A 21,284-nucleotide genomic window follows, 5' to 3' on the forward strand; every position below is an offset into this window, starting at 1 on the left:
TTTACGGTTTAATTATATCAAATTTAAAAAAATAATCTTAACGATTGCTAAGTTATTGCCTAATATTCATTTGATTGAAATTGAACATCATACAATTTTTGGTAATAGCCGCCTTTTTCCAAAAGTTCCCGATGCGTTCCTCTTTCCACAATTTTGCCTGAGTCCATTACCAATATCTGATCGGCTTGCTGAATGGTTGCCAAACGATGGGCAATCACGACAGAAGTTCTTCCTTTGGTTAGTTTTTCGGTTGCATTTTGAATCATGGTTTCCGATTCTGTATCAATGGAAGAAGTAGCTTCGTCCAGAACCAGAATTTCGGGATTGTAAACATAAGCGCGTAAAAACGAAATTAATTGCCGCTGACCGACCGAAAGACTAGCGCCACGCTCGCTCACTTCAGAATGATAACCGTTGGGAAGGTTCATAATAAAATCATGGATTCCGATTTCCTTTGCGGCTGTTTGAACTTGTTCCAAACTTATTTCGATGTTACCCAGAATTATGTTTTCGTAGATATTGGTATTAAACAGGAAAACATCTTGCAAAACAACGGCGATATGACTTCGCAGATTGCTTAATTCAACTTCATAAATGCTTTTTCCGTCGATTTTTATGTCGCCCGAATCAATGTCGTAGAATCGGCTCAAAAGATTGATAATCGTAGATTTTCCGGCGCCTGTTGCACCCACGATAGCAATGGTTTGTCCAGGTTTTGTGTGGAATGAAATTCCTTTCAGCACCGGATTGTCCTGGATATAAGAAAAATAAACATTCTCAAATTCGATTTCTCCTTTTACGTTTGTCAGAATTTCTTTTCCGTTGTTGGGAAGCGTTTCATCGTCATCCAAAATTTTAAATACACGATCGGCACCAATTAATCCGCGCTGGATCGAATTAAATCGATCCGCAATTTGTCTCATCGGTTGCGTCAGCATCGTTATATATGAAATAAAAGCAATTACTTCCCCAACCGAAACGTCTCCGTGAACAGCTGTTCGCAATCCGCCAAACCATAGTAAAAGTCCGATGGCAAGAGCCGAAACTACATCCACAACTGGAAAAAGCAAAGCAAAATACAAATTGGTTTTTAAAAATGCCGTTCTCAGTTCTTTGTTGATGGATTTAAATCCTTCAAATTCTCTTTCCTGACGGTTAAAAAGTTGAACGATCGACATTCCGCTCAGACGTTCCTGAACGTAGGTATTCATTCTTGCTGTCACATTTCTTTCGGCCTGATATACTTTTTTCAGGGCTTTCTGGAAAAGATTTGTGATGATAATCATCAGCGGAAGAATGACTATCACAATCGAAGCCACCATCCAGTTCATATAATACATAATACTGATGATGAATATGATACGCAATGTATCGACCATCAACGTAAGGATTCCGTTGTTGAAAATTTCAGCAATGGTTTCGATATCCGAAACAGATCTCGTAACTAGAACACCGTTTGGCGTGCGGTCAAAATAAGCGAGTCTGAATTTTATGATGTGATTGAATAATCTTACACGAAGGTACCGAATGACACGTTGTGCGATTTTATTGGCCAGAAAAATAACGAAGAAACTCAAAAAAACTTCAAACAGTAAAACCGCTCCAATCAAGATGATGAAATACAAAAGTCCCTGAACATCTTTGTTGAGAATGTACAAGTCAATTGCATCCTTCATCAGATAAGGCCGATAAGTGGATACGACCGCGCTCAAAATGGCAAAAAGAACAACCGAAACAAAAAGTAAACGGTAACTCATGCCAATTTTGACAACACGCTTTAAACCACTGAAATCGAATTTATTGGATTCACTCATTGATGAAAATCGATTTGGGATAAACAACATCTGCAAGGTACAAACCCTGCGCCGGTGCCGAACCACTTGCAAAGCTACGGTCTTTTTGGGCAATGATCTTGTTAAATTCTTCTAAACTTATTTTTCCTTTTCCTACATCTACAAGCGTTCCCACTATTGCCCGAACCATATTTCGCAGGAAGCGGTCGGCGGTAATGGTGAACTTTAATTCATTTTTGTTTTGCGTCCATTCTGCAAATTTTACTTCACAAATATGTGTTTTCACATCGGTGTGTAATTTGGCAAAACTGCTGAAATCTTTTTTTCCGAGAAGCATTGTGGCCGCTCTGTTCATTTTTTCAATGTCAAGTTGAAAATGGATCTGCCAGACAAAATCATAATTGAAAGCATCTTTTCCCTGCTGTACGAAATAGTGATAAGTTCGGTCGGTCGCGTCAAATCTCGCATGCGCATCGCTTTTCATTTCGTGGATCTTGTAGATGACAATGTTTTTGGGCAAAAAAGAATTCAGCCGATGAACGAGATCTTGAGGAAGAATTTCTTCGAAATCAAAATGGGCAAACATTTTCTGGGCGTGTACGCCTGTGTCAGTTCGTCCTGCGCCTGTAATTTCTATTGGCTGCCGGAGCAGGGTAGAGAGTGCTTTTTCCAAAACTTCCTGTACAGAAATCTGTTTGGGCTGTCGTTGCCAGCCAAAATAATCTTTCCCGTTGTATGCCAATTCTAAAAAATAACGCACTTTCTTGATCTGGTTGGCAAAATTAGGAATTATAAGTTTTATAAATTAATCTTTCTGAAAATCCACAGCAGAATGGAAGCAACAACTGAAATTAAAATCATGGAAGTAATGGGGAAATAAAAGGAATAGCCGGGTTTTTCAATTCGGATGTCGCCCGGTAACCGGCCAAACCAATTAAAACTGAAACTTGTGAACTGTAATAAAAGTCCGATGATGACGATGATTACACCAATGATGATAAAGGTTTTTCCCATATTTAGAATTAAGTTTGCAATACAAATTTAGCTTAAAATTGAAAATACTTTTGCTTTCAGACACCCACGGATATGTGGACGAACGTATTCTGGATTACGCTTCAAAAGCTGATGAAGTCTGGCACGCAGGCGATATTGGTGATTTGAAAGTTACAGACGAAATCTCAAAAGTCAGCAGGTTACGAGCTGTTTATGGAAACATCGATAATGCAGAAATACGCAAAGAATTTCCGCTTCATCATCGTTTTGAGATTGAAAGTCTGGACGTTTGGATGACGCATATAGGCGGATATCCGGGGAAATACAGTCCGGCGATTCGGGAAGAAATTTACAAGAATCCGCCTAAACTTTTCATCTGTGGGCATTCGCATATTTTAAAAGTAATGCCCGACAAAAAACTGAATTTACTTCACATGAATCCCGGTGCTTGCGGGATTTATGGATTTCATCAGGTAAGAACAATGTTGAGGTTTGAAATAAATTCAGGTAAAATTGAAAACCCTGAAGTTATAGAGCTGGGAAAAAGAATCTGATATTTAAAGGGGTTTTTCTTTTAAAAATACAGGGTTTTTCCTGTTGATTTGAATTAAGTGATTCAATAAGTTTGTCTTGTAAAATTGAACCAATCTCAATTACTCTATATTTTTCAAGCCTAAATCCTTCCTCTTAACCCTGGGAAGGATTTTTTAATTCAAAAAGTTTTGATAAAGCTTTGCGAGAGTTTAAATTCCTTCGGTTCTTTTTGTAAATTTATCCATGAAAAATCCGAAAATGCAGAAGAGAAAATTAGGAAATACAGATATGGAGGTTTCGCCGATTGCTTTTGGCGGAAATGTTTTTGGTTGGACGATTGACCAGGAAAAATCATTTGAAATCATCGATGCCTTTGTGGACGCAGGATTTAACCTGATTGACACGGCCAATAATTATTCGTATTGGGTAAAAGGTAATGATGGCGGTGAATCGGAGCGAATCATCGGAAACTGGCTGAAACAAAGGCGAATCCGTGACAAAGTTGTCATAGCAACAAAAGTAGGCGGAAGAGGGAAGTCGGCCGATAAGCCCAATACCACAAAGAAACATATCAAGCAGGAAGTTGACAATTCGCTGATGCGGCTGCAGACAGATTACATTGATTTGTACCAAACCCATTATGACGATGGAATTACGCCGGTTGAGGAAACATTATCGGCTTATGAAGATCTGATCAAAGAAGGGAAAATTCGTTGGATTGGCGCTTCCAACATTACTCCGGGAAGACTTTTGCAATCACTGGAAGCTGCTGAAAAGTACAATCTTCCGAAATACCAGACTTTACAGCCTGAATACAATTTGTACGAACGGAAAAATTATGAAACTCTATATGAACCGATTGTCTTAAAAAACGGACTTGGTGTGATGAATTATTATTCGCTTGCAAGTGGATTCCTGACCGGGAAATACAGAAAAGATGATGATTTAGTGCAAAGTCAGCGTGGGAAAGATGTACAGAAATATTTGGACGAACGAGGTCTGAAAATTCTGAATGCGCTGGATGAAATTTCCCACGAATACAAAACCACATCGGCCGTTGTTGCGCTTGCGTGGTTGTTGCACCGACCTTCCATCACTACACCGATTGTGAGCGCTACCAGTCTGAATCAGTTGGAATCCATCAAACAAGCACCATTGCTGGAATTGAGCTCAGCGGCATTGCTGCAATTGGATCAGGCGAGTGAATATTAAAATTATTGTTGAATTATCGAATAACTGAAGATAAAATGAAAGATTATTCACGTGTTTATAAAATGTCTTTTGCGAGCGTCTATCCACATTATATAACAAAAGCAGAAAAGAAGGGAAAAACCAAAGCAGAAGTTGATGAAATCATTTTCTGGCTGACCGGATATGACGAAAAAGATTTACAGAGAATACTCGACGAAAAAACAAATTTAGAAACTTTCTTTGCCGAAGCGCCACAACTTAACCCGAATGCTTCGAAAATTACAGGAGTCATCTGTGGCTATCGGGTAGAGGATATTGAGGAGCAGCCAATGCAAAAAATACGATACCTGGACAAACTCATTGACGAACTTGCCAAAGGAAAAAAGATGGAAAAAATTCTGAGAGATTAGAATTTATATCTTAACTGTACCAGAAAATATCTTCCCAGGACTTCTTTTGTATTGATGATTGTTTGGTTGTTTACCGCATCAAAACTGGAAGTGACGATGGTTTCATTGCCCAATAAATTTCCGCCAATCAAAGTCAGATACGTGCTTTTGGCGAGATGAAACCTCAAAGAAGCATTTAAGGATTGATTTTCGTTGATCAAATCATCGTTCTGATATTGAATTCTGTACGAATAATCTGATTGGAAAAGGAATTTATCTGAAATCGACCAAGCAAATCTTCCAAACGGACGCCAAGTAGTGAAGTCGTTTTCTGTCAATGATTTAAAATCGCTGTGCATATAATTCAATCCCAAATCAAGTTCAACTTTTTTCTTGATTTTAAATTTATTGGTCAAAGTATAGTTTTGAATTAGCGTAGAATTATTGACCAAATTTGAAATCAGATCATTGTTTTGATCCAATAAATTAATTCGGGTAAAATAATCGGAATAACTGATGTTTCCGTTTGCAAACAAGGAGTAAATTCTTGAAAATCTTTTACTCCCGCCAAAATAAACACTCAGCGTTTGATCATCTTCGGGATTATTTATCAGCGAGTTGATTTGTGGAAATGCACCTAAGTTCGATGTATTCTGAATATTGTCAATGCTTCGGTTGTAAGTTGCGCCGATATAAAAATTCAGGAAATTGAACGAATTGAAATATCCGTATCGCAATGTGGCAGTATGATACAGCGATTCTCTAAGTCCGAGAAATCCTTTGAAAACCGAGAAATAATTCTGAACATCATATCCGTTTGATAAATCTGTCAGATTAGGAAGTTTATATTCCTGCAGATAACTCAGATTGAAATTATGGGTATTTCTCAAGTTTAATTCGGCATTTAGATGTGGTAAAATTTTGGTAAAATTTAATTCCTGCTGACCAACGATTAGATTTGTTTTTTCTCTGAAATTATGAACGCCGGCGCCGACATCAATTTTCAGCGGACCAAATTTTTTGGTGTAAGTTAAATCGGCATATAATTCGGTAAAATTAAAATCGGAATCGGATTGAAAGAATTCACGGTTTACCAACGAATTATTTTCATAAATATTGCTTTCAAGTTTCTGCCAGCTGAAGTTGGATCCCGCTTTCAAACGCAGATTGCTGGTGTTGGTTAACAAATGGTTATAAATTCCGTAAACCTGAAGATTTTGGGTATTCATTTCTTTGTTTTGACGCAAATTGAAGAAATTTACACTGTCAATGATCAAAGGAATCATATCGGAATTGATGTACAAATCAGGTTGGTCGTTGGAGATCTGATGGCGGACATAAACCCCGACATTGTGATCGCGCCCGACTTTTCTGATGTAAGAAAGGTTTTGGCGCAAACTGAAACTTGTTTTTTCATTCAGGTTATTTCTGGAACCGGTGGAAATTTCATTCAGATGTGTATCGGCAAATTGTTCGTCTTCATTTTCCAGATAATTAAAATTCACACGGTATTTAATCTGAGATTTACTGTCGGGCGTGTAATCCAGACGCAGCCTTCCCAATGTAGAAAGAAGATGCTGATCATTCATTTGTTCGTCCCGATAATTCATTCCGGCACCAATTCTTTCTTGCGTAGATCTGAAATTCAGATTGTGATTATTGAAAAGCACAAAACCATTTGTGTAAAGTTTTTTGCTGGGTTCATAACCAAAATGCAGAGCGCTCAGAAAAGCATTCATATCGGCTGCATCTTGTGCAGTACCAAGAGAAATTCTGTTTTGTTCTTGTCTCAGCGAGAAGCTACTTCCTTCTTCCATAAGTTCAGACATTCCACCCAGAAATGCGAAATAATCTTCATAAGTGAAAACCTCCTTGCCAAACGTATTGTAATCAGCGATAAAAGTTCCGTCGGTTTTGGGACTGAAGTAAAACATTTTGGTTTGGACATCTGAATGTTCATGCGCATCACCGCCCAGAGTGGCATTCCCAAAAATCAAACTTTTTTTATCTTCTTTCAGTTCGATGTTGAGCATCGCTTCTTCATCGTCTGACAAAGAATTTGCAAAAGGATTGGCTTTGAATTTTTTGTTCAGCTGTATTTTGTCGATGGCATCTGCCGGAAGGTTTTTGGTAAGTAATTTGGTGTTTCCGCCAAGCACTTCACGGTTTCCGACTTTGATGGTTGTGATTTCTTTTCCTTCGTAATAAACTTTTCCGTTCTCCACCTGAAGTCCCGGTAGTTTTTTGAGCAAATCTTCCAAGTTTTCATCGGCAGCCGTTCGGAAAGAATCCGCATCGTATTCGATAGTGTCGCCTTTGACGGTAATAGGTTGTTTGGCACGTATTACGGCTTCCTGCAAAGAAATAGCGGCTCTTTTCATTCGGAAATTTACCGACTTGGAACGATCCATATTTATGTTTTGCGCATAGGATTCAAAATCAATGTGTTCTGCTTCTACATCATAGGTTTCTCCGCAAGGAAGTTCCAGCACAAACCCACCTTCGGTATCAGTAAATGTAAAAGCAACACCTTCATTTTTGGAATTGAAAGCCGAAACCGAAGCATCAAAAACCGGCAGGCCGATGCTGTCGCGGATTTCGCCACGAAGTTTACAGGTTTCCTGCGCAGATGAAAGTTGAAATATAAAAATGGCTAAAGTAAAAAGCAGAAACTTTTTCATTCATTAAGATTTGATTGATTAGTAAGAAAAGAAGCTGAAATGTTACAAAACTGTCATCAGAAAGTATTTTAATTTCTAATCTTTATCAATTCCACCGTCATACATTTCTTTCATTCTTTGCATTTGTTTTTCGCTTTCTTCTTTGAATTCTTTCTGATTTACAAGTTTTCCTTTTTTGGGACGGGTTATTTTTGTTTTCTCATTTCCGGTTTGGATGGAAATAGCGGTAGTGGTTTGGGTTTGTTCTCCGCCAGTTTTGGTTTTGGAGATTTTTTCTAATTTTAAGATTAAACCCGGTAATCCACCATAGACATCAGGTCCGCTTTTGAAACTTAATCGAGGTGCATACCAAGCTACTAAATTCGTAATACTATCTATTTCTGCAGTTGCTTTACGTGTCTCGTATCCCAAAATATCTTGTGATTCACGGGTGATTTTCCAGTCATACGTTTTTACAGAATCCTGAATGAGATAATCCACATTCCAAGAATTGGCTTCTCGCAAAACTAAGTTTTCTTTTAAATTTTTGTAAAGTTTGCCTCGTTGGCCAAAACTTATGGAAACCCTTGATCCCTCTTCTTTTTGCTGGTTGTTGATTCTTTCCTGGTATTCATATAAGGATTCATCGGGCGTCATAATAAGCTGATAATAGGATGGCGTTTCCATTGCTTTCTTCAAGGCATCTTGTATTTCTCTATCCGAAACGCTGATTTCCGATCCGTTCAAAAGATTTTCCATATCCATTTTGGTAAATGATTCGTATTCAACGATAAGTTTGTCCTGAGCATTTAGGAAAATTCCGGCTGTGAATAGAATTAAAAAGATTTTTTTCATTGAATTGATTTTAGGATTTTGATTAATTTGAAAACTAAAAATAGGAAGATTTAGTGAATTAATCTTTACCAATGCCTTCGCTGTGCATTTCCTGATATGCTTTCTGCATTTCATCAAGCATTCTATCATATTCTTCCTGTGTGATTAGCTGATGTTTTTCAATTTTTTTGATTTTGGCAGATTTGGGATTAGTGTCAATTTGGGTTGCGATATAACGAACCTCCACGTTTACACCGTTCTCGTACTTTGTATTTGAGTTCAATTCCAGAATCAATCCCGGTAAACCCCAATAATCACTTGGTCCGGTTTTGTATGAAATTTTTGGCGCATACCAAGCTTCAGCTTTTGTAATACTGTCATAAACTGCTGTTGCCTTTCTGACCTCCATACCTAAAATTACCTTCTTTTCACTTGTGATTTTCCAGTCTATTGGTTTGAGCGGTTCTTTGATGGTGTAAGTTTTATTTCCCAATTGATGTTCGCCTAAAACATATTCCTCTTTCAGATTAACGTATATATCATTGGAAGCTGTAAATCTTACCTTTACACTAAGGCCTTCCGATGGTTGTTCATTCATAATCCTTTCTTCGAGTACGAAAGAAGCCTCTTCTTTATTCATTGTCAAAATATGAATGGAAGGGATTTTTGAAGCAGCCTCAAATTCTCTTTCCATTTCTGCTAATTTCTGAGGATTATTTTTATAGCGTTCCCGATAAGGTTCTGACTTTACATAACCTTCATAAGTCACAGAAATCAGATCTTGTGCAAAAGTATTTATACCCAAAATAATTGAGAATAAAACGGTAAAAAGAAGTTTCATTAGGTTAAAATTTTTATTTAAGTTAGTTAGTTTAAAAACCCACAAATCAAAGACTTGTGGGTTGATATTAATTTGCAATTATACTTTCATTTTCTTTGTCTAAATAAGTCTGAACAATCTCAATCGCATTGGTTACCACATCGCTCAAAGCTGTAATGAATGTTCCTTCTTTGGCATTGTTGATGGCGTGTTTGATGGCTTCTATTTCCTTTGGAATGATTTCATAGGTAATGTCTTTATTGGACTCCTGGATTCCTTCGAGAATCAAACCGATGATTTCGTCTTCTGTACGTCCGCGAAGATGTTTTTCCTGACGAATGATTATGTGATCAAACATACGTCCGGCAATTTTCCCACATTCTTTGATGTCTTCATCACGTCGGTCACCTACACCGGCTATAATTCCGATTTTATGCGGTGAATCTATATTGCTAAGAAAATCTTCGATGGCAAGATAACCCTGCGGATTGTGTGCAAAGTCGATCATCACCTGGAAGTTTTTGAAATTGAAAATATTGAGACGCCCCGGCGTTTGAGCAGCACTCGGTATGAAAGTTTGCAAAGACAAACTCAAATCCTCTGAGTGGAATCCCGATAAATATCCAGCCAAAGTAGCTGCCAGAGCGTTGGCAATCATGAATTTGGCTTTCCCGCCTACTGTAAGCGGGATTTGTGTAACTTTCTCAATTCTGATTTTCCAATCGCCTTTTTTGATGGTAACATATCCGTTTTCATAAACTGCCACAATATTTCCGGCTTTGGAAAGTGATTTTATATGTGGCTGATTTTCATCCAGACTGAAATAAGCAATATTACAGTCCAGTTCTTTGGCGATTTTTCGGCAATATTCGTCATCGGCATTCAGAATTGCCCAGCCGTCGTTTTTAACACTTCTTACTACCACACTTTTCACCCTTGCAAGGTCTTCCAATGTATGAATATCGCTCAGTCCCAAATGATCTTCTTGGATATTGGTAACCACTGCGATGTCACATCGGCTGAAACCAAGTCCTGCACGGAGAATTCCACCGCGAGCGGTTTCCAGAACGGCAAATTCTACTGTTGGATCTTTTAAAATATATTCTGCACTGTAAGGTCCGGTTGTATCGCCTTTTTCCAATAAATGATTTTGAATATAAATTCCGTCCGAAGTGGTAAACCCTACCCGATAACCTTTGTTTTTGACCATGTGTGCAATGAGTCGGGTAGTGGTGGTTTTTCCGTTCGTTCCCGTCACGGCAATAATTGGAATACGACTTGGTTTTCCCGGCGGATAAAGCATATCGATTACCGGCGCGGCAACGTTTCTCGGCAAGCCTTCTGAGGGCGCCAAGTGCATACGGAACCCCGGTGCGGCATTTACTTCGAGAATAACGCCACCGTTTTCCTGCAGAGGCTGTGTGAGATTTTCAGCCATAATGTCGATTCCACAAATATCAAGTCCGATGATGCGTGAAATTCGCTCTGCTAAAAATATATTTTCAGGATGCACCATATCGGTTACATCTACAGAAGTTCCTCCGGTACTCAAATTAGCAGTTGATTTCAGATAAACGATTTCGCCTTTATTTGGAACTGAATCTTCTGTATAACCTAATTTATCCAATAAATCTAAGGAGTCGCGGTCAATATCAATTTCGGTCAATACGTTTTCATGACCGTATCCGCGTCTTGGATCTTGATTTTCAATCTCAATTAATTCCCTGATGGTATGTTCACCATCGCCGACTACATGCGCCGGAACACGTTGCGCTGCCGCAACCATTTTGTGATTGATAACTAAAATCCGGAAATCATGACCGGTAATGAATTTTTCTACAATTACCCGTCGGCCATATTTCTGTGCATGTTCCAGTCCGGCTTTGGCTTCTTCGGTTGTTTTTACATTAATAGATGCTCCTTTTCCATGATTTCCACCCAGAGGTTTGATTACAATCGGGAATCCGATTTTGTCTATGGTATCCATTAAATCTTCTTCATCCACGCAAATCGAACCTCTTGCCACCGGAACAGATGAGTTTTCAAGCATCCGCTTTGTGTCTTCCTTGTCACATGCTATATCTACTGCGATATTGCTGGTATTACAAGTGATAGTTGCCTGAAAACGCATTTGATTTACGCCGTATCCCAATTGAACCAAAGAATTAGTACCTAAACGAATCCATGGAATATCTCTTGCCACGGCCTCTTCGACGATGCTTCCGGTACTCGGTCCCAAACGAACCCGCTCGCGGATTTCTTTCATTCGCTGTATATCGGCTTCTAAATCATAATCCACTCCGTCAATCAGTGCTTGTGCAATTCTTACAGAAGATTCAGCCGCAAATAATCCGACGTTTTCTTCTAAATAACTGAAAACAACATTGTAAACGCCCGGCTCCTTGGTGACGCGCGTGCGCCCAAAACCGGTATCCATTCCGGCGAGTGTCTGAATTTCAAGTGCAATATGTTCAATGACGTGTCCCATCCAGGTTCCTTCGTCCACGCGCATAAAAAATCCACCCCGAACTCCTTCAGAGCAACGATGTTCAATCAGACTTGGAATAAGGGCTTCGAGTCGTTCCCGAAAACCGTCTATTTTGTTTGTGGGCCTTTCTTCCATTTCTTCAAGATCCAGCCGCATTTGAATCAGTTTTTTTCTACGAACGCTCCAGATATTGGGTCCTCGCAAGGCCTGAATTTTCAAAATCTTCATAAAATAAATTATTTAAGTTGTCCTGTTAATGTGTTCAGCTAAAATTAATTCTTTTTTTGAATTATTTCACTTTTCCTTTTAAAATCTTGAAAAATTGTTATTATTTCGTTTTAATATAATGTAAATTATTATTTAAAAATATATTTAGATTTGCCAAATGAATATTAAAGGAAAACTAATCATCATAGGCGGAGCTGTCGATAAAGGCAGTTTTACAGAAGTTAGCTTTGATGAAAACGTAGCCAATAATCTCAATTTCTTTGAAAAAGGAATTTTGAAAAGGATGATCAATGAATCCAAAAATGGCAAAGAATCTCGAATAGAAGTGATTACCACAGCATCTACAATTCCATTGGAAGTAGGTGCAGAATATATAAAAGCTTTCAATTACCTCGGTGCTACAAACGTGGATGTGATGCACATTCAGAAACGTGAAGAAGCGGTTGAAGCAAGTATTTTAAAGAGAATTGAAGAAGCCGATGTTGTAATGTTTACGGGCGGTGACCAATTGCGGCTTACGTCCATTCTCGGCGGAACAAGATTTCATAAAATTCTTCTTGAAAAATACAGAAATGAGGAATTTATTTACGCCGGAACATCTGCCGGTGCAGCTGCTGCTTCTCAAAGTATGATTTATCAGGGCGCAAGTAAAGAGGCTTTGCTCAAAGGCGAAATTAAAATCACCAGTGGACTTGGATTTGTGGACGACGTAATTGTAGATACGCATTTCGTAAAACGCGGCCGGATCGGGCGACTCTTTCAAGCGGTTGTAAGCAATCCAATGGTTTTGGGAATCGGTTTGGGGGAAGATACGGGACTTTTGATCAAGGAAGGAACCAAAATGGAAGCCATCGGTTCGGGACTTGTGATTTTGGTCGATGGACAACAAATTAAAAATACAAATCTGACCGATGTTTCTTTGGGAGAACCCATTTCCATCAGCAATCTCGTGGTACACGTGATGAGTCAGAATGATACCTATGATTTGACTTCGGGTGAACTTGTAATCGGGGGTGAGACCATAAAAGAAACAGTTTAAAATGAAGATTATCATTCACGGCGGATTTTTTTCGGAATCCCATACCAATTCGGAAACCAAAATTGCCAAACAAAATGCGTTGATGGAAATCGCCCGAAAGGGATTTAAGTTCCTTCAAAACCATTCTGCGCTCGAAACGGTAGTTTATACGGTTTCGCTCTTGGAAGACGATGAGCTTTTCAATGCCGGAATTGGTTCGCAGATCCAAAGCGATGGAAAAATCAGAATGAGTGCCTCATTGATGGATGGAACAACTCAAAAAATGAGCGGCGTTATCAATATTGAAGACGTAAAAAATCCGATTCAGGTAGCCGAAAAATTGTTGGATTTTGAAGACAAAGTTTTGGGTGGAGAAGGAGCGACGAATTTTGCCCGACAAAATGGATTTGAAGAATTTTCAACTGAAATCCCTCAAAGACGTGAGGAATATTTAGCCAAAAAAGAGTCCACAGGAACTGGAACCGTAGGATGTGTGGCTTTGGATGCAGAGGGAAAGCTTGCAGTTGCAACATCAACCGGCGGAAAAGGATTTGAAATTCCGGGTAGGATTTCTGATTCGGCAACCGTTGCCGGAAACTATGCAAACCAAGATTGTGCAGTAAGTTGTACTGGAGTTGGTGAAGATATTGTCAGTGGAGCGGTTGCAGCAAAAATCGTCACACGTCTGACGGATGGTTTTTCGATTGACAAAGCATTTGAAAAAACTTTTGATGAATTGAAGCCGTTTGATGGATTTGCAGGTGCAATTGCGATTGATAAATCAGGTAATGTTTTCCATCAGGATTCTCATCCAATGATGGTTTTTGCTTCTTTTGACGGAAAGGAATTTGAAATTTTTGATTAATTCAAACACTTAAAAGCTTCAAATCCGCTTCTCATCTATGATTGATGTCATAATGCGATTTTTATGATTTTCTAATCCTTTGACAATCAGTCAGAAAAATATTTGATAAAAACAATAAATTCCATCATAGGGTTTAGCTATGATTAATCATTCCGAATGACTTAATCTCAGGGTATTTTTGCAGTGTAAAATTTAAAATTGTAAAGATTATGTCATTAGTAGGAAAAAAAGCCCCACAATTTGTAGCTCCGGCGGTTTTGGACGGAGAAGAAATAGTATCAGACTTCACATTGCCAATCGGCGAAAAAAATATCGTTTTATTCTTTTATCCAAAAGATTTCACATTTGTTTGTCCAACTGAATTGCACGCATTTCAGGAAAAATTAGCTGAATTTGAAAAGAGAGATGCAGTAGTTGTTGCCGTTTCTACGGATTCAGAAGAAACGCACCTTGCATGGTTGAGCACTGATAAAGACAATGGTGGAATTCAAGGAGTTAAGTACCCGGTAGTTGCCGATTTAGCGAAGACCATTTCTATGGATTATGGTGTTTTAGCAGGCGAATATGTAACGGATTATGAAACCGAAAGAATTGTTTTCGAAGGACTTCCGGTTGCGTACAGAGGAACTTTTATCATTGACAAAAACGGTGTGGTTCGCCACGAAACCATTAACGATTTGCCTTTGGGAAGAAACATCGACGAATATATTCGCTTGTTAGATGCGATACTTCACGTTGAAAAATTCGGTGAGGTATGTCCGGCAAACTGGGAAGAAGGAAAAGCAGCGATGAATGCTACAAAAGATGGCGTAGCCGAATATTTGTCAACCAACGTAAATTTGAATTAAGATGTTTGTAGAAATTAATGAAGATAAATTACCCGAAATTCTGAACGAAAATCCAAAGACTTTGGTTCAGTTCGGGGCAGCATGGTGCGGAAATTGTCGCCTGCTGAAGCCAAAAGTAAAACGTTTGGCGGAGTCAAATCCGGAAATCCAGTTCATCTATGTAGATGCTGAAAAATTCCCGGAAAGCCGTAAAATGGCGGAGGTTACCAACTTACCAACTTTTGCTATTTACAAAGACGGAAAGTTTGTGAACCAAGTAGTTACATCAAAAGAAGAACATTTAAAAGCGATTACAGATGAAATTGCCGGTTTATAAAAATTTAGCAAAGACAGCTTCTGCTGAAGCCATGGAAAATGCTTTGGAAGTTTTGGAAATCTACGCCGATTCCCCTGCCGTAAAGGACGATGAGAGAGAAGCAATCGGAGAAATTATTTCCAATATCTGCGGAGCCATGGAAATGAAATCCATGATCGATGGCGGAATGAGCGAACGTGATGCTGCGAATCAATTTATGCAGCGAGTGTTGAGTTCTATCGACAAGTAAGTGATAATTTTTTCATAATTGATTGATTTTGACCCGGGGGCGAGAGCTTCCGGGTTTTTGTTTTTAGGAAGTCAGAGCGAAACTCAATAAATTCAGTTGATTATTCTATATTTGATTCATAAAGCGAAAAGAGGAATTTCGAATTTCAACAAACGAAAAGACATGAGTTTTAAATCCATTTTAGACAATGATTTTTATAAATTCACGATGCAGTATGCGGCCGTGAAACTTTATCCGGAAACACAAGCCAAATATGAATTCATCAACCGTGGTGAACATAAATTTCCACCGGGATTTGACAAGGCGCTGAAACAGCGGATTGAACAAATGTCTGAACTGGCTTTGACAAAGGAAGAAAAAGACTTTTTGCGCGTGACTTGTCCTTATTTAAATTCTGCTTATCTGGATTTTTTACAGGGCTATCGGTATGATCCTTCGGAAGTGGAAATTATCCAGAATGGAAGTGATGTTTCGGTTAAGATTCAAGGCTATTGGTACCGGACTATTTTGTGGGAGGTTCCTATTTTGTCATTGATTAGTGAATTGTATTATGAAATGACGGATCAGAAACGGGATGCAGATGAAAAAGTAATTGAAACGGTAAAGAATAAAGCGGAATCCTATCAGGATTTGGGTGTGAAAGTGGCTGAATTCGGGACAAGAAGAAGACATTCCTACCCAGTTCATGAATTGGTGGTGGATGCTTTGAAGAAGTTTGGCGGAAGCAGTTATGTGGGAACGAGCAATGTTCATTTTGCGATGACGACAGGTGTGAAACCCATCGGAACCCATGCGCACGAATGGTTTATGTACCACGGTGCAAGGTTCGGATTTAAAATAGCAAACGGAATCGGGCTCGATCGTTGGGTAAATGTTTACCACGGCGATTTGGGGATTGCGCTTACCGATACTTATACAACGGAAGTTTTCTTTACCCAATTCAATAAAAAACTGGCAAAACTTTTTGACGGAGTTCGACATGACAGCGGTGATCCGGTAGAATTTGCTCAGAAAACGATTGAACATTATGAAAAAATGGGAATTGATCCTTTGCATAAAACCATTATTTTTTCTGACGGACTGAACCTGGAAAAAGTCAAAACGATCTCGGAAGCAACTGCTGGAAAAATCGGGGTTTCATTTGGAATCGGAACCAATCTGACAAATGATGTAGGTTTGAAACCTATGAACATAGTCCTGAAACTTATCTCAATTGCCGAACCCGATATCCCTTGGACGAATGTGGTCAAACTATCGGATGAAAAAGGAAAGCACACCGGCGACCCGACGATGATTCGTCTGGCAAAGGAAATTCTTGAAATCGAATAAGCCATTCTTAACCCAAACTTTAAATGCAATCGGTTTGAAAACTTTACCGAAAGCCATAGCTTTGAATCAATTTTGAAAAATTAATCCGAATGAAATCATTTATTTCCAAATTCACACTGATATTGCTGATTCTTTCGTTCAGCTTTTCTTTTGCTCAATTAAAAAACAACAATGAACGCCCGAAGTTGGTAGTGGGAATCGTCGTTGACCAGATGCGCTGGGATTATTTGTACAAATTTTATGACCGATACGGAAATGACGGATTTAAACGTATGCTCAACGAAGGTTTTTCTGCCGAAAACACTTTGATTCCTTATGTTCCGACTTTTACGGCCATCGGTCACAGCACGGTTTATACGGGAAGCGTTCCGGCCATCCACGGAATTGCGGGAAATGATTTTTACATCAGAGCAAATCAGACGCGTATGTATTGTACGCAGGATGACAGTGTGAATGGAGTAGGGCTGGATCCCAACGACAAGGACGGAAAAATGTCGCCCAAAAATTTGTTGACTTCTACAATAACTGACGAACTCAAACTTGCAACGGATTTTAAATCGAAAGTAATTGGAATTTCACTGAAAGATCGCGGTGCGATTTTACCTGCCGGACATTTTGGCGATGCAGCTTATTGGATGGTAGACGGAAACTGGATTTCCAGTAGTTTTTATATGAAAGATCTGCCGAAATACGTAAAGGACTTTAACCAAAAAGACCTTACGGCCAAATACCTGAAAGATGGATGGAATACGCTTTATCCGCTCGAATCCTATTTTCAGCATACGCCGGACGATAATCCATACGAGGGATTTTATGTGGAAGGTGAAAAAGTGACTTTTCCGATTAAGATGCATGAAATTTCTGTCAAAAACGGTCGCGATGTCATTAAGGCAACGCCGTTTGGGAATACAATCACACTGAATTTTGCCAAAGAAGTTTTGGTCAATGAAAATATGGGGAATAATCCGGCCAATGTGCCTGATTTTCTTGCGGTTAGTCTTTCGTCAACTGATTATGTGGGTCATCAGTTCGGGATTAATTCCGCGAAAATTGAAGATACTTATTTGAGACTTGATAAGGATTTGGGGGAATTTTTCAAATTCCTTGATCAGAAAATCGGAAAAGGAAACTATACGGTTTTCCTTTCTTCAGATCACGGTGCAGCGCATAATCCGCAATTTATTGTGGATGAAAAAGGAAACGGTGGATTTTTTGCCAAAAAAGAAATATCTAAAGCAATGGATGATGTGTTGAAAGCTGAGTTTGGTGTGGAAAAACTAGTGTATGCTACTTCTAATTATCAGGTTCATTTGGATCATAAATTAATTGATTCGAATAAGTTAGATGCCGAAAAAATCAAATCAACGATAATTAAATTCCTCAAAAAACAAGAGGGAGTTGCGTTTGTGGCTGATATGGACAAATTGAGTCAGGCAAGCATTCCTGAGAAAATTAAACAAATGGCGATTAACGGCTACAATTATAAAAGAAGTGGGGATATTCAGGTAATTTTGGAACCGCAATGGTATGACGGATACGGATATACGACCGGAACCACGCATGGTTCCTGGAATCCTTATGACAGTCATATTCCATTGGTTTTTATGGGTTGGGGTATAAAATCAGGAAACACAAATGCACCGACTTTTATGACTGATATTGCACCGACGCTTTCGGCCTTGTTGCACATTTCACAGCCAAACGGAAACATCGGAAATCCGATTACGGATTTATTGGAATAATTGAAACATTAAGTTGATTTTCAAATTCTAATATGAATAAGTTCTGTTAAGAATCATATATGATTTAAGAAAATTTTCAATACCAATTTAGATATTTACATAATAAAGGTTAATACAGAATTAATATTAGTGCTAGAACTAATCCTGCAACCTGAAAACTTCTTGTAAAAGGGGAGTTGTTCTAAGTCCAATGTTGTTTCGGATTCCTTGTTCTTTTTCGGCAACCATTTTGAAAACTCCGTTGATGGCTTGTTGGGTCACGTATGCATTCAAATCAGTTGTAATGCTTTGTCCCGTAAAAGTATTGTACCGAGTGATGATTTGTTCCCAGATTTTATCGGCACCTACTTTCCCAAGTGAATTTTCTACTTTGGGTTGAAAAGCTGTGAATAATTGATTGGAAGTACGGTTTTGTAAATACGAAGTTGCGGCATTGTCTCCGCCAAGTAAAATTCCTTTGGCATCGTTAAAACTCATCGAAGTAATTGCATTTGTAAAAATAGGAGCGGCCTCTGTAACAGCATCTTCGGCAGCGCGATTCAGCAATTTAAGACCTTCGTCGGCAAGGCTTCCAAGTCCGATGTCACGCAAGGTTTTATCGACTTTTTGTAATTCTTGTGGAAGAAGAATTTTGGTCAGGCTGTTACCAAAAAATCCATCTTTTTGTCCCAATTTCTGAACGCCATCCTGAACACCGAATTCCAGTGCCTGCTTAAGTCCCTGTGAAATTCTCACGCTCGAAACACCTCCAATGCCAGCCGTGCTTGTGTCAGCCGGAATTTGTGAAGCGATTTGCTGTAATTCGGTGCAACCGCCTAAAAGAAAAAGAGAGGCGAATGATAGGCTAAGCAAGATTTTTTTCATTTGAATTATTTTTATTTCGAAATAAATATACCCATTTAATTTTTTACTGTAATGGAACCAGTCAATTTTTTGTCTTCTGAAAGTTCGATGATGTACCAGTAAGTACCCGAAGGAACAGGATTTCCCAAGTATTTTCCATCCCATACAATTCCCTGAGGATTTATTTTTCGTTCTGCAAATATTTTTCCGTAGCGGTCAAAAATTCTGAATTTGGCGTTTGGATATTTTTCAATTCCTCTGATTTCCCAAACATCATTTTTGCCATCACCATTAGGCGAAATAAAATTGGGAACTAGGAAATAGGTAAATTTATAAGGTTCACTGTAACACCCTACCAAATCCCTAACGTGAATGTCATAATCTGCTACCTGAATGTTGTGAAAAGTAGGGGAATTCTGCCAGAAAACACCATCGAGCGAATATTCATAATTCCCTGCCGGAGAAACCTGAACTGTAATGGAGTTTCCATTGTTAATCACATTCAAGATTTCAGGAGAACCTCCCAACTCTGCTTCGAATGGTAATTCATAGGTACAACCATTTGCATCCAGAACTTCCAAAATATAATTTCCCGGCTGGCTGATGGTAATTTCATTTGTATTTAAAGGCTGGTTAAGATCATCACCCTGTAAACCACTCCAATGATAAGAAACGAATTCATCTGGAACCGATAAAACAGCAGTCGTCCCCAGACAGAATCCTACATTATTTTCATAATTAACATCATCTGCAGAAGGAACATTGAGTTTCAACTCCGCATAATTGTAACAATTTTGAGCACCTGATTTGTAAACTTTTACGTAAATAGTCTGGCTGCTTTGAATTGAAATAGTAGTTGGAAGTGGATTTTGATGATTTTCCAGATTTTCAATGCTTTCAAAATATGCAAATTCCAAATCATCTTCGGGATTGATCTCCGGTTCTACCTGATCGAGCTGAAAAGTAGCCAAACCACTTAAGGTGTCTTTACATTCCAGTAATTCAGTGTCCTGAGCTGAAGGTGCTGCCACAACATTAATTTTTATGGGAATAATGTAGGTTTTATTAGCCGTTGACTCATGAACACGAATGTAAACCATATCGGAAAATGGGGTTTCATTTGTATAAGGGTCGGTTAGGGGATCTGTGCCGGTCTCTGCTTCGCCGGGTTCATTATGAAAAGAAATTTCAAGGTTCAATGCCTCGTGAAAACCGGCTGCACCCCACCATTCGCCGGCATAATTAAAAATATCGGGACGTTGGATGATGACTGTGGTTTCCATGGTGTCCAGATTAATTTCGTATAAATACTCGGTTGTATTTCCATATAGTTTTCCGTATTCTGCAGCTAAACCGTACGTTCCACCGTCTATCAGACCTAAATCTTCATGAGAAACATACTGATTATTAACTCCTAAAGTTACTTTATAGAGATAATCTCTTCCGTTTGGCATAGTCCAGGCTACGTACAGAAAATTTCCGATTTGAACAAAATCACCTGCAGCACGACCTTCTCCGAAATCATGCCAGAGCTGGAAGTTTTGAAATTCGCCGGCATTTGCTCTGTAAACTTTGCTGGTCCAGCCACCTTCATACAGATTATTCAAATGATCAAATGACAAAGCCAAAACCGTCTGTCCATTACTGTGAATTTGACCAATGGTCTGAGTTGTACAATTTTGAATATCAACTTTTTGTAACCATCCTTGTGCCCGCACAATATAAACTTCCTGTTGATTATTTATGGCAATATCATAAAAACCGCTGTTTCCACCCATCGTTCCACAAACATCTACAACTTGTGGATTGCCATTGAGATTAGTAATCTTTGAAATTCCGAGATTGGCACGGGTTACATAGACTTCAGGAGATTCGTTAAATTGATCAAGTACTTCCAATGCATAATTTTGTAAATCAGCAAATGGAATGGAAATATAACCATCGCCATCTTCATCACAAGCAAAATAATCTTCTTCAGATGTATAAATAATTTGGGCGGAGAGGTTAAGCCCGATTAATATTAAAAATATAAAAGAAAGAAATTTTCTCAAGTCAAAAATTTTGGAGTGCAAAGTTCCGAAATATTAACCTAACTGATGTGAATTAAATGTAAAAAAGCCGAATGTTTTAAACAATCGGCTTCTTTATTTCATCAGTTATTGAA

The 21,284-nt window shown here is 38.7% G+C and carries 19 protein-coding genes; 10 read left to right on the top strand and 9 right to left on the bottom strand.

The features are described from left to right. Nucleotides 1-59: 59 nt before the first annotated feature. Genes WBF63_RS05200 through WBF63_RS05210 form a run of 3 tightly spaced genes read right to left on the bottom strand, consistent with a single transcriptional unit; the run spans nt 60 to nt 2,807 of the window. Nucleotides 60-1,814 (bottom strand): ABC transporter ATP-binding protein, encoded by a 1,755-nt coding sequence (locus tag WBF63_RS05200; protein ID WP_424368640.1) that lies wholly within the window; start codon nt 1,812-1,814, stop codon nt 60-62. Beyond that, nucleotides 1,807-2,553 (bottom strand): tRNA pseudouridine(38-40) synthase TruA, encoded by a 747-nt coding sequence (gene truA / locus WBF63_RS05205; RefSeq protein ID WP_424368641.1) that lies wholly within the window; start codon nt 2,551-2,553, stop codon nt 1,807-1,809. Before truA ends, WBF63_RS05200 begins: the two co-directional genes overlap by 8 nt. 38 nt (nt 2,554-2,591) lie before the next feature. Then, nucleotides 2,592-2,807 carry a DUF2905 domain-containing protein gene (locus WBF63_RS05210; RefSeq protein ID WP_424368642.1) on the bottom strand — a complete coding sequence of 72 codons (216 nt, stop codon included), beginning with the start codon at nt 2,805-2,807 and terminating at the stop codon, nt 2,592-2,594. Nucleotides 2,808-2,845: 38 nt separating this feature from the next. On the opposite strand from WBF63_RS05210, the gene WBF63_RS05215 reads away from it, so the two are divergent. The 3 genes from WBF63_RS05215 to WBF63_RS05225 all read left to right on the top strand — a co-directional run bounded on the left by WBF63_RS05215 (nt 2,846) and on the right by WBF63_RS05225 (nt 4,921). Next, nucleotides 2,846-3,340 carry a metallophosphoesterase family protein gene (locus tag WBF63_RS05215; protein ID WP_424368643.1) on the top strand — a complete coding sequence of 165 codons (495 nt, stop codon included), beginning with the start codon at nt 2,846-2,848 and terminating at the stop codon, nt 3,338-3,340. A 238-nt stretch (nt 3,341-3,578) separates the two neighbouring features. Then, nucleotides 3,579-4,532, top strand: a complete 954-nt coding sequence (locus tag WBF63_RS05220) for an aldo/keto reductase (RefSeq protein WP_424368644.1) — start codon at nt 3,579-3,581, stop codon at nt 4,530-4,532. 35 nt (nt 4,533-4,567) lie between these two features. After that, the gene (locus WBF63_RS05225) at nt 4,568-4,921 is read left to right on the top strand and encodes a DUF2200 domain-containing protein (protein ID WP_424368645.1); all 354 of its coding nucleotides are present in this window, start codon (nt 4,568-4,570) and stop codon (nt 4,919-4,921) included. Here WBF63_RS05225 and WBF63_RS05230 read toward each other — a convergent pair. The 4 genes from WBF63_RS05230 to cphA all read right to left on the bottom strand — a co-directional run bounded on the left by WBF63_RS05230 (nt 4,918) and on the right by cphA (nt 11,930). Further along, on the bottom strand, nt 4,918-7,581 hold the full coding sequence (locus tag WBF63_RS05230; protein WP_424368646.1) for a carboxypeptidase regulatory-like domain-containing protein: 2,664 nt from the start codon (nt 7,579-7,581) through the stop codon (nt 4,918-4,920). The two genes, WBF63_RS05225 and WBF63_RS05230, sit on opposite strands and share 4 nt — an antisense overlap. Before the next feature lie 75 nt (nt 7,582-7,656). Beyond that, the gene (locus WBF63_RS05235) at nt 7,657-8,415 is read right to left on the bottom strand and encodes a GLPGLI family protein (protein WP_424368647.1); all 759 of its coding nucleotides are present in this window, start codon (nt 8,413-8,415) and stop codon (nt 7,657-7,659) included. A 58-nt stretch (nt 8,416-8,473) separates the two neighbouring features. Next, complete coding sequence (locus WBF63_RS05240; protein WP_424368648.1) at nt 8,474-9,235, bottom strand: GLPGLI family protein; 762 nt, start codon at nt 9,233-9,235, stop codon at nt 8,474-8,476. Nucleotides 9,236-9,302: 67 nt separating this feature from the next. Next, nucleotides 9,303-11,930 carry a cyanophycin synthetase gene (gene cphA / locus WBF63_RS05245; RefSeq protein WP_424368649.1) on the bottom strand — a complete coding sequence of 876 codons (2,628 nt, stop codon included), beginning with the start codon at nt 11,928-11,930 and terminating at the stop codon, nt 9,303-9,305. Nucleotides 11,931-12,087: 157 nt separating this feature from the next. Between cphA and WBF63_RS05250 the strand changes: the two genes are divergently transcribed. The 7 genes from WBF63_RS05250 to pafA all read left to right on the top strand — a co-directional run bounded on the left by WBF63_RS05250 (nt 12,088) and on the right by pafA (nt 18,277). Further along, a complete protein-coding gene (locus tag WBF63_RS05250) occupies nt 12,088-12,969 on the top strand; it encodes a cyanophycinase (RefSeq protein ID WP_424368650.1) in 882 nt (293 codons plus the stop codon). 1 nt (nt 12,970) lies between these two features. After that, a complete protein-coding gene (locus WBF63_RS05255; protein WP_424368651.1) occupies nt 12,971-13,813 on the top strand; it encodes an isoaspartyl peptidase/L-asparaginase in 843 nt (280 codons plus the stop codon). Between the two features lie 209 nt (nt 13,814-14,022). Beyond that, entirely contained in the window at nt 14,023-14,661 is a 639-nt protein-coding gene (locus tag WBF63_RS05260; protein WP_424368652.1) for a peroxiredoxin, read from the top strand. Nucleotide 14,662: 1 nt separating this feature from the next. Continuing rightward, the gene (locus WBF63_RS05265) at nt 14,663-14,977 is read left to right on the top strand and encodes a thioredoxin family protein (protein WP_424368653.1); all 315 of its coding nucleotides are present in this window, start codon (nt 14,663-14,665) and stop codon (nt 14,975-14,977) included. Beyond that, a complete protein-coding gene (locus tag WBF63_RS05270; protein WP_424368654.1) occupies nt 14,958-15,206 on the top strand; it encodes a DUF6952 family protein in 249 nt (82 codons plus the stop codon). The genes WBF63_RS05265 and WBF63_RS05270 overlap by 20 nt, the downstream gene beginning before the upstream one ends. A 162-nt stretch (nt 15,207-15,368) precedes the next feature. Continuing rightward, nucleotides 15,369-16,535: a nicotinate phosphoribosyltransferase gene (gene pncB, locus WBF63_RS05275; protein WP_424368758.1), complete on the top strand. Its 1,167-nt coding sequence runs from the start codon at nt 15,369-15,371 to the stop codon at nt 16,533-16,535. An 89-nt stretch (nt 16,536-16,624) separates the two neighbouring features. Continuing rightward, nucleotides 16,625-18,277 carry an alkaline phosphatase PafA gene (gene pafA / locus WBF63_RS05280; RefSeq protein WP_424368655.1) on the top strand — a complete coding sequence of 551 codons (1,653 nt, stop codon included), beginning with the start codon at nt 16,625-16,627 and terminating at the stop codon, nt 18,275-18,277. A gap of 138 nt (nt 18,278-18,415) precedes the next feature. Here the strand turns inward: pafA and WBF63_RS05285 are convergent, their stop codons facing one another. Then, complete coding sequence (locus tag WBF63_RS05285; protein ID WP_424368656.1) at nt 18,416-19,141, bottom strand: DUF4197 domain-containing protein; 726 nt, start codon at nt 19,139-19,141, stop codon at nt 18,416-18,418. Between the two features lie 35 nt (nt 19,142-19,176). Then, complete coding sequence (locus WBF63_RS05290; protein WP_424368657.1) at nt 19,177-21,171, bottom strand: T9SS type B sorting domain-containing protein; 1,995 nt, start codon at nt 21,169-21,171, stop codon at nt 19,177-19,179. Nucleotides 21,172-21,284: the final 113 nt, after the last annotated feature.

It is taken from the genome of Moheibacter sp. (assembly GCF_049672845.1).
In the GTDB taxonomy this organism is placed as follows: domain Bacteria; phylum Bacteroidota; class Bacteroidia; order Flavobacteriales; family Weeksellaceae; genus Moheibacter.